Source organism: Psychroserpens algicola (assembly GCF_014526325.1).
Classification (GTDB): Bacteria; Bacteroidota; Bacteroidia; order Flavobacteriales; family Flavobacteriaceae; genus Psychroserpens; species Psychroserpens algicola.
Genome location: NZ_JACNMJ010000002.1, coordinates 401,159 through 415,356, shown reverse-complemented (window position 1 = coordinate 415,356; position 14,198 = coordinate 401,159). Strand labels below are relative to the sequence as shown.

Annotated in this window: 12 protein-coding genes; 6 read left to right on the top strand and 6 right to left on the bottom strand. The window is 33.6% G+C overall.

Annotated elements, in window-relative coordinates; translation table 11 throughout:
* Positions 1–135 precede the first annotated feature (135 nt).
* The gene (locus tag H7350_RS07730) at positions 136–1,242 is read right to left on the bottom strand and encodes a C1 family peptidase (RefSeq protein WP_204345325.1); all 1,107 of its coding nucleotides are present in this window, start codon (positions 1,240–1,242) and stop codon (positions 136–138) included.
* 53 nt (positions 1,243–1,295) lie between these two features.
* On the opposite strand from H7350_RS07730, the gene H7350_RS07725 reads away from it, so the two are divergent.
* The 3 genes from H7350_RS07725 to H7350_RS07715 all read left to right on the top strand — a co-directional run bounded on the left by H7350_RS07725 (position 1,296) and on the right by H7350_RS07715 (position 3,929).
* Positions 1,296–2,135 carry a 1,4-dihydroxy-2-naphthoyl-CoA synthase gene (locus tag H7350_RS07725; RefSeq protein WP_204345324.1) on the top strand — a complete coding sequence of 280 codons (840 nt, stop codon included), beginning with the start codon at positions 1,296–1,298 and terminating at the stop codon, positions 2,133–2,135.
* Positions 2,136–2,150: 15 nt separating this feature from the next.
* A complete protein-coding gene (gene menA / locus H7350_RS07720; RefSeq protein ID WP_204345323.1) occupies positions 2,151–3,056 on the top strand; it encodes a 1,4-dihydroxy-2-naphthoate octaprenyltransferase in 906 nt (301 codons plus the stop codon).
* 195 nt (positions 3,057–3,251) lie between these two features.
* A complete protein-coding gene (locus H7350_RS07715) occupies positions 3,252–3,929 on the top strand; it encodes a metal-dependent hydrolase (protein WP_204345322.1) in 678 nt (225 codons plus the stop codon).
* Between the two features lie 2 nt (positions 3,930–3,931).
* On the opposite strand, the gene H7350_RS07710 is transcribed toward H7350_RS07715, so the two are convergent.
* Entirely contained in the window at positions 3,932–4,723 is a 792-nt protein-coding gene (locus H7350_RS07710; protein ID WP_204345321.1) for an SDR family oxidoreductase, read from the bottom strand.
* Positions 4,713–5,621, bottom strand: a complete 909-nt coding sequence (locus tag H7350_RS07705) for a sterol desaturase family protein (protein WP_204345320.1) — start codon at positions 5,619–5,621, stop codon at positions 4,713–4,715. Before H7350_RS07705 ends, H7350_RS07710 begins: the two co-directional genes overlap by 11 nt.
* A 56-nt stretch (positions 5,622–5,677) precedes the next feature.
* On the opposite strand from H7350_RS07705, the gene menC reads away from it, so the two are divergent.
* Together menC and H7350_RS17015 are read left to right on the top strand one after the other, a co-directional pair.
* Positions 5,678–6,727, top strand: a complete 1,050-nt coding sequence (gene menC, locus H7350_RS07700) for an o-succinylbenzoate synthase (protein ID WP_204345494.1) — start codon at positions 5,678–5,680, stop codon at positions 6,725–6,727.
* A 14-nt stretch (positions 6,728–6,741) separates the two neighbouring features.
* A complete protein-coding gene (locus tag H7350_RS17015) occupies positions 6,742–7,908 on the top strand; it encodes a CPBP family intramembrane glutamic endopeptidase (protein WP_235989291.1) in 1,167 nt (388 codons plus the stop codon).
* Positions 7,909–7,956: 48 nt separating this feature from the next.
* Here H7350_RS17015 and H7350_RS07690 read toward each other — a convergent pair whose 3' ends face one another.
* Together H7350_RS07690 and H7350_RS07685 are read right to left on the bottom strand one after the other, a co-directional pair.
* The gene (locus H7350_RS07690) at positions 7,957–9,891 is read right to left on the bottom strand and encodes a DUF3857 domain-containing protein (RefSeq protein ID WP_204345319.1); all 1,935 of its coding nucleotides are present in this window, start codon (positions 9,889–9,891) and stop codon (positions 7,957–7,959) included.
* Positions 9,888–11,774 carry a DUF3857 domain-containing protein gene (locus H7350_RS07685; protein WP_204345318.1) on the bottom strand — a complete coding sequence of 629 codons (1,887 nt, stop codon included), beginning with the start codon at positions 11,772–11,774 and terminating at the stop codon, positions 9,888–9,890. The genes H7350_RS07690 and H7350_RS07685 overlap by 4 nt, the downstream gene beginning before the upstream one ends.
* Before the next feature lie 100 nt (positions 11,775–11,874).
* Here H7350_RS07685 and H7350_RS07680 point away from each other — a divergent pair, with 100 nt between their 5' ends.
* Positions 11,875–12,942: an AMP-binding protein gene (locus H7350_RS07680; protein WP_204345317.1), complete on the top strand. Its 1,068-nt coding sequence runs from the start codon at positions 11,875–11,877 to the stop codon at positions 12,940–12,942.
* On the opposite strand, the gene H7350_RS07675 is transcribed toward H7350_RS07680, so the two are convergent.
* Positions 12,932–14,197, bottom strand: a complete 1,266-nt coding sequence (locus tag H7350_RS07675; RefSeq protein ID WP_204345316.1) for an MFS transporter — start codon at positions 14,195–14,197, stop codon at positions 12,932–12,934. The genes H7350_RS07680 and H7350_RS07675 overlap by 11 nt on opposite strands.
* Position 14,198 lies beyond the last annotated feature (1 nt).

Sequence of the window (14,198 nt, the reverse complement as noted above, 5' to 3'; positions counted from 1 at the left end):
GCATGTTATCCTGATGCCTATATTTAGACACAACTATTTTAAATTAGTCACATAAATAATTTATAATGAGAATATTGTACGAATGGAATAAAGCTATGGATCTTTTTTAAGATTTAAATGGGATATAATTAACATTTAATTATTAAATAACTTGGCTTTAATTGCGTCTGGAAGAGCATCTTTATGAATCATAATTGAAATGGTTTTTAGCTTAAAATACGCTTCGCTCATGTAGATATAACCATCATTACCGAGTCCTTTTGTGCCCCAAGAATTTTTTACTTTATAATATGTTGTTCCATTTTGATCCTTAAGCATTCCAGTAATATGCATTAAGTGATCATCTGTAGTATTGAAATTTTCAAACTCCTGCTGTCTGTAATCTGCAGTAATATGTTTTTCTTTACTTACATTTATCAGAGCATTGTTATTGTCTTCTTCAGGGATTATAGCTAGTCCATGTTTTGATGAAAACGTTTTTTCACTTACATCACAATCTAATTCGATACTAAACCCATTTTTTAAAGCATGATTAGCAATGGAAACTAAATCCTCTAGAGTAACGTTATAAAAATCACCATTCGAAAAGTTATCAGGAATATTTAACACAAAACTCGAATAATATGGCTCATGTGTAAACGAAGTGATGGTAACATAGTCTCTAGGATTAATCGTTGTCATTTCTAAAAATGACTGAGGCGAGTATTGTTTATCTTCATATGTAAATGTAGTAATGTCTTTACCTAAATAGTAGTCTAAAGTTTCCTCCACATCAGTTTTCCAGTTTGAAGAATAAGCTTTAGTGTTATCTAAATAAGTGTTTAAAATGATTTTTAAAGAATCGGCCAGTTTAGAATGGTTGTGTCGTGTTTCATCATCAGATAGTCCCGAATATACCACATTTGGTACAACACCATATTCAGAAATACTGTTGATAACATCATGAGCTAAACCTCCTTGGCTAAATTGTGCTTTACCTTGACGCATTACATAATTCCATGCTTTTTTAGAGTAAGTATGTCTTACGTTATACATTTCAGATAAATCAATTTGTTTACCAGTAAGTCGTGTAATTTCGCTTTCAAGAAAAGAGGATGTTGAAAAACTCCAGCAGGTTCCTGTGCTTCCCTGACTTATAACATCGGTAGCCTCCAAATCTATAGTGGTTTCAAATTCATAGGTTTGGGAAAAACTAAAAAAACTGGTAAAAACTAAAAGGATAAGTAAGTTATTATTTTTCATGGGAAGTCTATTCGTTTCTTTAAAATAATTTATTTTTGACTAAAATACTAAAAATGGATAAAGCACACTGGGTAACTGCTAAAGAATATGAAGACATTACCTATAAAAAATGTAATGGGGTTGCAAGAATTGCATTTAATCGACCAAATGTAAGAAATGCATTCCGACCAAAAACAACAAGTGAACTTTACGATGCATTTTATGATGCAGGAGAAGATGTAAATATTGGAGTGGTATTATTGTCAGCCGAAGGCCCTTCAACAAAAGACGGAATTTGGAGTTTCTGCTCTGGAGGCGACCAAAAAGCCAGAGGTCATCAAGGATATGTTGGTGAAGATGGTTATCATCGTTTAAATATTCTTGAAGTTCAGCGTTTAATTCGGTTCATGCCAAAAGCTGTGATTGCAGTCGTTCCTGGATGGGCTGTTGGAGGCGGACATAGTCTTCACGTGGTTTGCGATTTAACTTTAGCGAGTAAAGAACACGCTATTTTTAAGCAAACTGATGCCGATGTAACGAGTTTTGATGGTGGTTATGGTTCGGCTTATCTTGCTAAAATGGTCGGACAAAAGAAAGCGCGTGAAATCTTTTTTCTCGGAAGAAATTATTCGGCACAAGAGGCTTATGAAATGGGAATGGTCAATGCTGTGATTTCTCACGATGATTTAGAAGATACTGCTTATGAATGGGCACAAGAAATACTTGCAAAATCTCCAACATCGATTAAAATGTTGAAGTTCGCAATGAACTTAACCGATGACGGCATGGTTGGACAGCAAGTATTTGCGGGTGAAGCAACCCGACTGGCTTATATGACCGATGAAGCTAAAGAAGGCCGTGATGCATTTTTAGAAAAACGTAAGCCTAACTTCGATAAAAAATGGATTCCGTAAATCTAAAGGACACATATGTTTAAAAAAATAAAGCCTTGGATTTCTGCTTTTAGATTGCGTACGTTGCCTCTGTCTGTTTCGGGTATAATTATTGGTGCTTGTTTTGCTCATTACAACGGACGATATGATAGTACAATCATGACATTTGCTATTTTATTAACTATTGCTTTACAAGTGCTTTCAAATTTGGCAAACGATTATGGTGATGGGGTAAAAGGTACTGATAATGATGCTAGAATAGGACCAGAACGAGCTATTCAGAGTGGCGCCATTACACCTGATGAAATGTTTGAAGGTATTAAAATGAATATTCTGGTGGTTATAATTCTTACCGTAGGTTTAATTTTTGTGTCTTTCGGAAGCAAATACTTCATGTATGCCATGTTATTTTTTTTATTGTCGGGATTATCGGTGTATGCTGCAATTAACTATACTGTAGGAAGTTCACCTTATGGCTACAGAGGGTTAGGCGACGTATTTGTTTTTATTTTTTTCGGATTAATAAGTGTTATAGGAAGTTACTTTTTGTTTACAAAGCAGGTAGATCATCATGTGGTTCTACCAGCAATTTCTTTAGGTCTGTTAAGTATGGGAGTTTTAAACCTCAATAATATGAGAGATATTGATTCTGATGCTGCTTCGGGTAAAATAACATTGGCAGTGAAACTCGGAGCAAAAAAAGCAAAAAGATATCATATGACACTCATCATATTAGCTATTATAATCTCATGTGTGTTTTCAGTTTTATACTATTCTGAGCCGACTATTTTTGTATTCTATATTGCATATATTCCATTGATACTTCACCTTATTAAAGTGAGAAAAATCACAACTCCTAAGGACTATGATCCGCAATTAAAAGTACTTGCATTGAGCACATTTTTGTTTTCAGTACTTTTAGGTGTAAGTTATATTTTATAATAATTTTAACATAAAAGTTTGTAAATCAAATAATTAATACTTATATTTATTCTTGAAATTTTGTAGGTCGGCATTTATTTGCTATTATGTTGGCAATAAAATTTGGGGCTTTAAAACTCAGACAATTTCTTCAAATCTGTCTGAGTTTTTTCGTATTTTAGACCTTCAAACTAATTTGTATAAAACCAACTTCTGATGCAAATCACTTTTTACGGCCATGCGAGTTTAGGAATTAAAATTGCTGACACAACGATTCTTGTTGATCCTTTTATCTCCGGAAATCCAAAAGCTTCAAATATCAACATCGAAACTTTAGAAGCAGATTATATATTAGTAACCCATGCACATCAAGATCATATTCTTGATGTAGAAGCTATTGCTAAACGCACAGGAGCTGTTATTGTATCTAATTTTGAAGTGGCTACACATTTTGATAAGATGGGCTTAGAAAGTCATCCTATGAATCATGGAGGGCAATGGGATTTTGAATTTGGAAACGTTAAATACGTCAATGCTATTCATACATCATCATTTCCTGATGGAAGCTATGGAGGGCAACCTGGAGGCTTTGTCATTGAAGGTGAACACAAAAACATCTATATCGCAGGAGATACTGCCTTAACTATGGATATGAAACTCATTCCTTTATTTACAAAATTAGATTTAGCCATTCTTCCTATAGGAGATAACTTCACAATGGGTATTGATGAAGCTATTCTTGCCAGTGATTTTGTAGAATGTGATAAAGTATTAGGCTACCACTTTGATACTTTTGGATATATTGAAATCGACCATGAAGCTGCTAAGCGTAAATTTTTTGATAAGAATAAAGATTTAATGCTTTTGGATATTGGTGAGAGTATAGAGTTATAACACTATCTTACCTTACTCCGCATAACCAGTTTATGAATGAGACGAGGTGATAACCGTTTGACATACACTCCAAATTTTTCGAATTTCCCGATGTAAGCTTCAAATTTTTCTTTGCGAATGGCTTTAATCATTTTTTGAACAAATACATCGACATCTAATCCGTTTTCGGTCATATCATCTTGATAGCCTTGCTTACTACCATCACCTATTAAAGCATTTCTGGCCACGTTGGTATTTACAAAGCCTGGACAAATCATAGTTACTTTAATCTGGTCTTTATCATGCTCTAACCGTAAGGCATCAAAAAAACCATGTAAGGCGTGTTTGGCACCACAATATGCTGAGCGGTAATGCGAGCTAAATTTTCCCATAAGACTCGATACAACAACATAATGTCCTGATTGCCTAGATACAAAATGTGGGAGTAATGCTTTAGAGAGAGCAACAGTACCTAGATAGTCAACCTCCATAAGTTTGCGATCAACTTCTATAGACGTTTCTAGAATAGGAGACCGCTGACTAATACCACCATTATTTACTAAAATATCAATAGTTCCAAATGCTGAAATGGCTTTTTCTGTTAGTTGAGGTAAACTTTCAGTATCTGCTAAGTCTAGTGCTAAAACATAAACCGATTCGGGATTACGACAAAGCTGTTTCACTTGTTCTAAAGCTTCAGTTCGTCTGGAAGAAATGATGAGCTTGCAATCGTAGTTTGATAAAGCAATAGCCAAACTTTTACCAATACCACTTGAAGCACCAGTAATCCAAATTGTTTTCTTGTCAAATGTCATTGTTTTGAGCTTTTTTTAACCAGTCTTGTCGCAAGTCGTCAGATATTTGTCCGCTACCATCATGCTTCCATCCTGGAGGCTTAATGAGATAAAGGATTCTGTCTTTTAACGATTTCCGACCAGAAAAAGCATCTTTAAACATATGAATCCATTCAATAAATGCAATTTTAACAGGGTTGTAAGTATCGATGTTTTTAACCAGTCCGTAAACCACTTTTTCATTCTCTAATTCGGGCTGAAATGTCCCAAATAATTTATCCCATATAATTAAAATGCCAGCATGATTTCTGTCTAAATATATCGGATTACTACCATGATGAACACGATGGTGAGAGGGTGTATTGAAAATGGCTTCAAACCATTTAGGCATTTTATGAATAGCTTCAGTATGAATCCAAAACTGATAGAGTAAACTGATTGACATTTGCAATAAGATCATTCCTGGATGAAAGCCTAATAAGGGTAACCAAAGCCAAAATACGAAGGAGTAAAAGCCTCCAGACCAGGTTTGACGTAAGGCAGTACTCAAATTATAATGTTTAGAGGAATGATGTACCACATGCGATGCCCAAAATAGCCGACATTCATGCGATATACGATGAAACCAGTAATAGGCAAAGTCATCAGCAAAAAAAATGAATATAAAACTCCACCAGGCTATTGGAATTGTAAATAATCTAAAATTCTCATATATAAAATAGAACGCTAATAACACTATAGCTTTACTAAAAAAACCTAGAAATACATTACCTAATCCCATTGCAATAGAAGAAAAGGCATCTTTAGGTTCGTAGGTTTTGATGCCATGTTTAATGGTTACATATAATTCTAAACCCATGGCCATGATAAAAAATGGAATGGCAAATAAAATAATATTTGGGAAGTTCGGGTCTTGCATTACACCAGATTTATATGCGACAAATTACAAAAAATAATACCTATTTTTGTGCTGAAATGAAAGCAATTTTTAAACATTACACGCTCCAGTTTAAATCACCCAGTGGTACCTCTCGTGGCATCTTAAAAACAAAAGAGACCTGGTTTATTATTCTTAATGATGGTGAAAAATTTGGTATTGGTGAATGTGGTATGTTTAAAGGATTGAGTACTGATGACCGACCAGAATTTGAAGCAAAATTGAAATGGACCTGCGATAATATCCATCTCAGATTAGAAGTGTTATTGCTTGATTTAATGGAGTTTCCAAGCATTCAGTTTGGTGTTGAGATGGCTTTTAAATCTTTTGAAAGTCAAGATAGCTTTAACCTGTTTCCTTCAGAATTTACTCAAAGTAACGCTTCAATTGCCATTAATGGATTGATTTGGATGGGGAGCAAATCGTTTATGAAGCAACAAATTAGAGAAAAAATTGAAGCAGGATTTACCTGTATAAAGATGAAAATCGGAGCTATAGATTTTCAAACAGAATTAGAACTCTTACACGCTATACGACAGGAGTTTTCGGTTAATGATATCGAATTGCGTGTCGATGCAAATGGTGCATTTTTACCCGATGAGGCCTTAGAAAAATTAAAACGACTATCTGACTGTCAGTTGCATTCTATAGAGCAACCCATCAAACAGAAGCAATGGGATGATATGGCAAGATTATGTCATGAAACCCCTTTGCCTATAGCTCTAGACGAAGAACTTATAGGTGTTTTTAGTAGTAATGAAAAACAAGAATTGCTACAGACGATTAATCCGCAATATATCATCTTAAAACCTACTTTAGTTGGAGGTATTAGTGGAAGTGAGTCGTGGATACAAATTGCAGAGGACAAAGGCATCAATTGGTGGATTACGAGTGCCCTTGAAAGTAATATAGGCTTAAACGCTATAGCGCAATGGACTTATACGCTTAACAGTAAAATGCCGCAAGGTTTGGGTACCGGAAGTTTATTTACTAATAATTTTGATTCGCCTTTACTCGTAAAAAATGGTACATTGCGCTACGAAAAAACGGATAATTGGAATTTATCGTACCTTAATTTAAATATTTAAAAAAAAAAGAATATATGTTTATAGCACAAGCATTTAAAGTCAGACATGAGTTTTGGAGATACCTTATTGGCTCTCTTATTATTTTTGTTGCAGCCTTAATCGGACAATTTCCACTACTCGGTGCTGTTATTTTTAAAGCTATTGAAGATGGAACTGGTATTGGAAATATTTCTGAAACAAGCATGTATCAAATGCTGGACCCCAACTTGTTTTTGTTTTTAGCTTTGTTGTCGTTTGCAGTTGGGTTTATAGGACTGTATATCGCTGTAAAAGCGCTTCACGGTCAAAAATTAACGTCTGTTGCAACATCGAGAAAAAAGCTGGACTGGAAACGTATTTGGTTCGCATTTATATTTTGGGGCGTTATTTCATCAGGATTGGTATTAATCGATTATTTTTTCCTATCTCCTGAGAGCTATGAGTATAATTTTGAAATGAAACGCTTTTTAATCCTAGCAGTAATTGCGATTGTATTAATCCCTATTCAAACGAGTTTAGAAGAATATATTTTTAGAGGGTATTTGATGCAAGGTTTTGGTACAGCTACTACTGAGAAAAGCTTCCCATTTGCATTTTTGATTTCAATTATAACAATCCCATTGTTTATCATATTAAATATTAAATATTCTATGGGGTATATGCAAAATGGATTATTATTAGTAATAGTGATTGTTTTGGGTATAATTTTATTTCAAATTATCAAAAAAACTAATGGACTTGAATCTAATAGCTACAAAAAACTTAGAGCTTTGTGTCAGAGAAATTGGACACCTTTATTAATAACCTCTGCAATCTTTGGCTTATTACATATCGCCAATCCTGAAATTGATAAACTAGGTTATAGTTTGCTTATTTACTATATCGGAACTGGTTTATTTCTCGGAATTATGACTTTAATGGATGAAGGGACAGAGCTCGCTTTAGGCTTTCACGCCGCCAATAATTTATTTACTGCTTTATTAGTAACGGCAAATTGGACAGCTTTTCAAACACATTCCATATTAAAAGACGTTGCAGAACCAAAACTGGAATTTATCGATATGGTTTTACCTGTATTTATTATTTTCCCGATTATTCTATTTATTTTTTCAAAAGTCTACAAATGGAATAACTGGAAAGACAAGTTATTTGGTAAGATTCATGAGCCTCCAAAAGAGGATTATAAAATTATAGAAGAATAAAAAAAAAGCGACTGTGAAGTCGCTTTTTTATTTATAAGAAATTCATGTTTATTCAGTTGCTTTAAACAATATAGCAGCTTTATTAAAATCGGATGCAGCATTAATGACACCTCTAAAGTCTTCATATTTACTAACACTAAATTCATGAGTTTTATAAAACTCTTCTATAGTGATGATGATTTTATCGCCTTCTTTTTTATAAGAAGATTCAAACTTAGCAAGTTTTTCGCCAGTTCTGCCAATATAACTTTTATCAATATTTAAAGAGCTAAGACCTTCAACAGAATACCCTTCAGGAATATGTACGATAATCTCATAATTGTAACGATTAGGATAAGTCATTTCAATGGGGTTGATACGTTCCGTTTCTTGATACAACTCACTTTGTGTACCAATAACTAATCCTACCTGAAAGATATAACTGTCACCAGCATCTTCAAGTAAAGATTCAGAAGAAATCGTAGATTTAACCTTAAATGGTAAGTTGTAGCCCACCTGATTGATATCAGCATTGGCTTCACTATAGCTTAGTATTTCTTTGTCTTCAATACCTGCACCAGTTAAATAGTCTTTGTATTCTTTAATATTTTCTTCCGAAGATAAATTTAAAACAGCTCTGCTGGTTTCTGCCCAATGGCCATAGTATTCCTGATCTTCAATGATTGTGACTTTTTCAAAATCATCATCGATAGAAATATCCATATCTCTTTTTATTCTACTAAAATCAGGATCTTCTTCGACAATTTTTGAAAAGTAGTAGTCAAAATCTGATGGAATAAACAATCCGTAATTTCCAAGAATATTAAATGGTGCTTCACCAACTCTGGCTTCAATTCTATCTGGTGCAATGTATTTTTTTTCTGAAGGCAAATAAATTAAGAAGTCTCTTAACATGCCTGGAATAAAAAACTCAGGGTCAAATTTATTTAGAAAACGATTTGCTGTCACGACAATTTCGTAGTCGACATCTAAGGCTTTTAAATATTGTCCGTAAACCTTCATAATTCCAAAATCACTCGATGAGCGATTCTCAAGAATATAGTCTAAATCTGATAGTTCTTCATTATTATTTTTAACAATAGTGAAGTTCGTTTTTACAAAATTATCAATCAGCATCGCTTTTTTGAAATCGCTTAAATCACTCTGACCTTCGATAATTTTATCAACATCAGTTTGGGCTTTTTTTACGACGTTTTCAGCAAAGAAACGATTGCCGACATTATTTGCGACATTGTTCCAAAACATTTGTTGTGTGATATTTTGACCATTTGGAAAACATTGGTACACCACAGCAATTTTATTCGCTTTTGGTGTCGAATACTCTTCATCAATCATGGCAGGAACATCAGTAATAGTCAAGAGTTTCTCATCTTTTCCATTTACCTTAATGTACTCAAAGTTTGATGTCGTTCTATACGCTTTTATATTTGAGTTTAGAGCACCTGCGATAAATAAAAACTGAGATTTTTTAATTTTGTAATCGGTTTGAAGGGTTTCAGATCCATACATGTCAAACTCTTTTTCGACTGTGTATAAGACTTCAATTTCAGAGTTTTTTTCAACGCCTTCAATAGCAAATATTTTAAAATCTCCATACTCATCAACATTTTTAACCTCTTTGATATTATCTTGGTTTAAAAGAGTTATTTTTCCTTTAGAGTTGATGGTTCTGGCTTTGATATCAACAACAGTTTTTACATCATACATAGGAATATAAACCGTATTGTGCTGGGCAATACCTTTATCATCATTGACTCGTGCAATCGTATGTTCGGTCTCAAAACGCCTCGGTATTTGATCTGAATCACCCGATGCATACTCAACAATATGCTTTTTAAGAATACCAATTGAAGATTCGTTAGCGTCTTCAGCTGAAATCTCATGTATTGTTGGGTTTTCTGCCCAATCGTAGGTTTTATAGTATTGTGCGAAACTAGATGTTGTCGTCACTAATAGGCATAAAAATGCAATGTTCTTTATCATTGTTTTTGTTCTAAAATTATACTTTTTTTATAGGCTTTAATTAAGCTTTTTATAAAGCCATTCCATTGGTCAAAGCCTTCATTTTTAATACTTAAGGTGTTGACGTAAATAGTTTTGGTTTGTGTGATAATATCGTCCTTGACTTGATAAGATATATCAAAACCGTATTGTGGATCTTCAAATGAAGCCTCTTTCGGAATATAGCTTGCTGTGTAACCTTCAGGAATTTTGAAAGTTGTGGTAAATGCTTTCTGAAATTTGTAATCTATTTTCTTACTGTATTTTCGGTCCTTAGTATCGATATTGCTTTTTGAAAGTGTGCGGTCAATATTTAAATTGATGTATATCTTATCTCCAATAGATTTGGCATAACTATCGATATCTAAGTCATAGGCTAGTTCTAAAGGTGTATTTTTATTATCAAAATTTGACTTAGTGATATTGTTATATTTCGTTTTATTATTACCAAGAGCTAATGTTGTATTGAGATATTCTTCTTCCGTTTTAGTGTCCTTATTATAGGTGTATTCTGAAATAAATTCAACTTTGTCATAACCTGTCAAGGCTCGTTTTTCAGATACTTTAACACGCCTATCATCCAATTGCATATGAGTAGTTACAGTCGTTAGATTTTTCTCAGGTTCTTGCGCAGGAACTTTAACAACTTTAAAATTGTCATTATCGATACCTAATAAAGCTTCTTTGGTTTGTGTAAAGGCACTAGGCATTCCAAACGGCACATAGCTATCTGTTGCATCGAGAAAAATAGTGTCATTTTCAACAATTGTAGTAGTAATCATATGGTTGTCTACCATAGGCGTCGGAACTTCAAAATAAGAATAGTTTCTATTTCTAGTGCCAATCCATGTTCTGTAGGATGTAATACCAACATGATTTAGCATTTCATAAAGCAAGTTTGCCATGTCTTTACAATCACCATAGCGTTTATCACAAACACTGGCAGCACCACGCGGAACAAAGCCACCGAGACCATCCTCAAATGCGACATACGTTATGTTATTTTGAACCCAATTGAAAATAGCTTCTGCCTTTTCTCTATCGGTTTCTAATGGCGCAACAATGTCGTCAGCTATTTTATAAACGCGATCCAATGCATCGTCATCAATTTGATCAACTAAAGAGGTATACCATTTATAAAGGTCACTAACATCATTGAGAACATTAATGGTTTTGCCATTTTTCTCATAACTTTTAATATAGACAATGATATGCGGTAAATAGTACAATACAGCTTCACTGTCTTCTTCGCCCTGATATCCGTCAATATTATTAACTGTCCATGTATAAGTTGTCTTTTTTCCTTTGGTTTCTTTTTTAAAATCGAGATCGATATGTTGTGTGTTAAAATCGATATGCCCAATAGTAACATTAGAAGGAAACTCAATAGACAATTGCGCACTTTTAGTAGGTACAAACGTTCCAAAGCGGAATAAGCCCAAAAAATGAGGATCTTTAATAATTTCTTTATAATTAAGTTGTGTAACAGCTCCTTTGGTTACCGCTGGAAATGTAAAAATTTTTGATTCCTGATCACTGTAAAAGACACCATTGTCAAACTCGCGTTTGGTTTCAATATAATCGACTTTTATTTTTTTATTAGTCTCAGGAATTAAGGTAAACGCTTCAATATCTTCAATAGATCTAAAACTATCAAAATGCATCGCTTCGTTAGCAAAATATAATTTTCTGGCTGTTAAGTATTCAGCTTGCTCAGACACATTTTTAGTAATGTCAAATTGGTCTTTGTTCAGTTTTATTTCAATGTGCTCATAACGTTTCAGATAAATATAATCTTCATCAGAAAAGTCTTGCGACCAATTCAAAATTGGAACCAGCAACAATAGGATGAATAACTTCTTCATTTAATAATAGGTTAATTTCAAATATAGAATTATTTTAATATTTATATTAACTTTGATTAGTTAAAAATAATATAATAACTCAGCTAATATCATACCAAAAATGACGCCAAAGTTTGATAAAATACATTTACGATTTAAACTCAATGGAATAAACTTTGACCATGAGGATTTAAAAGAGGTCGCTTATAGTTTAGTAAAAGAGGGAGAAGCTTATGAGCAGATTATTGGAAATTTTTTATTAGACTGGTTAGATGATAAAGATTATGTGTTAACTAAAACATCAGGATCTACAGGGCTTCCAAAACTTATCAAAATAAAAAAGCAGCAAATGGTAAATTCTTCGGTTATGACTGGAGATTTCTTTGGTTTAGCACCTGGTGATAAAGCGTTACATTGTTTGCCATGCCAATATATTGCTGGGAAAATGATGCTGGTTAGAGCAATGATTTTAGGCTTAGAATTAGATATGGCTCCACCGACATCTATACCATCTTATGATGATTTAAAGGAATATGATTTTTGCGCCATGATTCCGTTGCAACTGCAAAACTCATTAGACCGAATACAACATATAAAAACAATCATTGTAGGAGGAGCTCGCGTATCTGGTACGTTAATGGCTGCTATACAAAATTGTAAAGCTACTGTTTATGAAACCTACGGAATGACCGAAACCGTAAGTCATATTGCAATAAGGCAACTCAATAATACTTCTGAAACAGCGCCTAATTTTAAAACCCTTCGTGATATTTCAATCTCAAAAGATGATAGAGACTGTTTAATTATTGATGCTCCAGCTCTTGCAGATCATACTATAATTACTAACGATGTGGTAGAGATGTTATCTGATAACCAATTCAAGATTATAGGTCGTTATGATAATATGATCAATTCTGGAGGCGTTAAATTATTTCCCGAAGTCATAGAAGCTAAGCTTCAGGATAAAATTGAAAACCGTTTTTTTATTTCCTCGGAAACGGATAAAGATTTGGGGCAAAAGGTGATTTTGGTAGTAGAAGGAGATTCTAATACTATAGATACTTCGTTATTTGAAGATTTAGATAAATTTGAAGTCCCAAAAGTTGTTTACAATACCAATAAGTTTATCGAAACTCCTAATAGAAAAATCCAAAGGCAAAAGACATTAGATTTGGTCTTTAAGGGGTAGCTTGTTTAGTATGTCTGTAAAATATATAAGATGCAATTAGTCCGACACAACTAAATAGAGCCAATACCATAAAAGCGTTTTGAAGTCCTAGTATTTTATTTTCATTATCTAATAATATTCCAAACATCGGACCCGAAAAAATATCGGGAGTATAGCCTATAATAGAAACAAGTCCGACTGTAGTTCCTGTAAGCGTTAAAGGTATGTTGGCTTCTTCTAAAGTTGCAAAATACAAAACACGGCAAGAATAGACTCCTATAGCTATGGCTATGATATTTATAAAAAACAAGATAGTATCTCCGTCATTAATAATTCCAGAAGCAAAAATTAAGCTCGATAAAATTGCCAGTATAAATCCGATAATAAGCCATAGCGAAGCTTTGGTTCTGTCGGCTAAAAATCCAATAGTTACTCCAATTATTGGTCTGAGGTATAATAATGATGTACCAACTTTTGCTGATGCTATATCATCATAATTCATAACATTTTTGGTATATAATGTAAAAATATCTGTGGCTTTATATCCTGTGTAGGCACATAAAATTATAAGCATTAATAACCAGACAGTCTTATATTTCAATACATTTTTAACATCGGAAATCGTAATGGTGTTTTTTTCTGTCTCTTCATCAGATTGTAGTGAACCCAGAAAAAAGTAGACCGAAACTCCTATAAGCGCCACAAGTCCAGAGGATATTAATATAACATATTTGAATGCATGCTGACGCTCGATTAAGGTGGCTTCTGAAATATCGGTTTCAATAAAAAAAGAAAACACAAACACACCTAGAGAACCAAATAAGGCAGCTACTAATCCGCGTCCTCCATCTAAAAAACCAAATGCGATGCCTTGTTTTTCTTTTCCTCCCCAAATCCTGGTAGCTTTTATCATGGCTGCCCAAAACAGAAAAATGGTCGTAAATCCCCAATATCCATAAAGTACTTTTAAATAAGTATATTCGGGATAAGTTGCATAATACAAACCGCCTAAAGCTGTTAAAATTAAGGCAGCTGCCATTAAGTTTTTAGGCTTGAATCTATCTGCTAAAGGCCCACCGAATAGATATGAAAAAAAGGCTACAAGGCCATAAACGGAAAAGCAATAGCCGATATCTTCATTGTTAATATTGAATACATCTAAAAATGTAGGTCTGAATATACGTTGTAATACAAAAGGTAATATAAACACAGCCTCACCAGCCAATATGAGTAATAAAATTATGTAAGCTGGCGATCTGCGTTTGTGTTGTTTCATA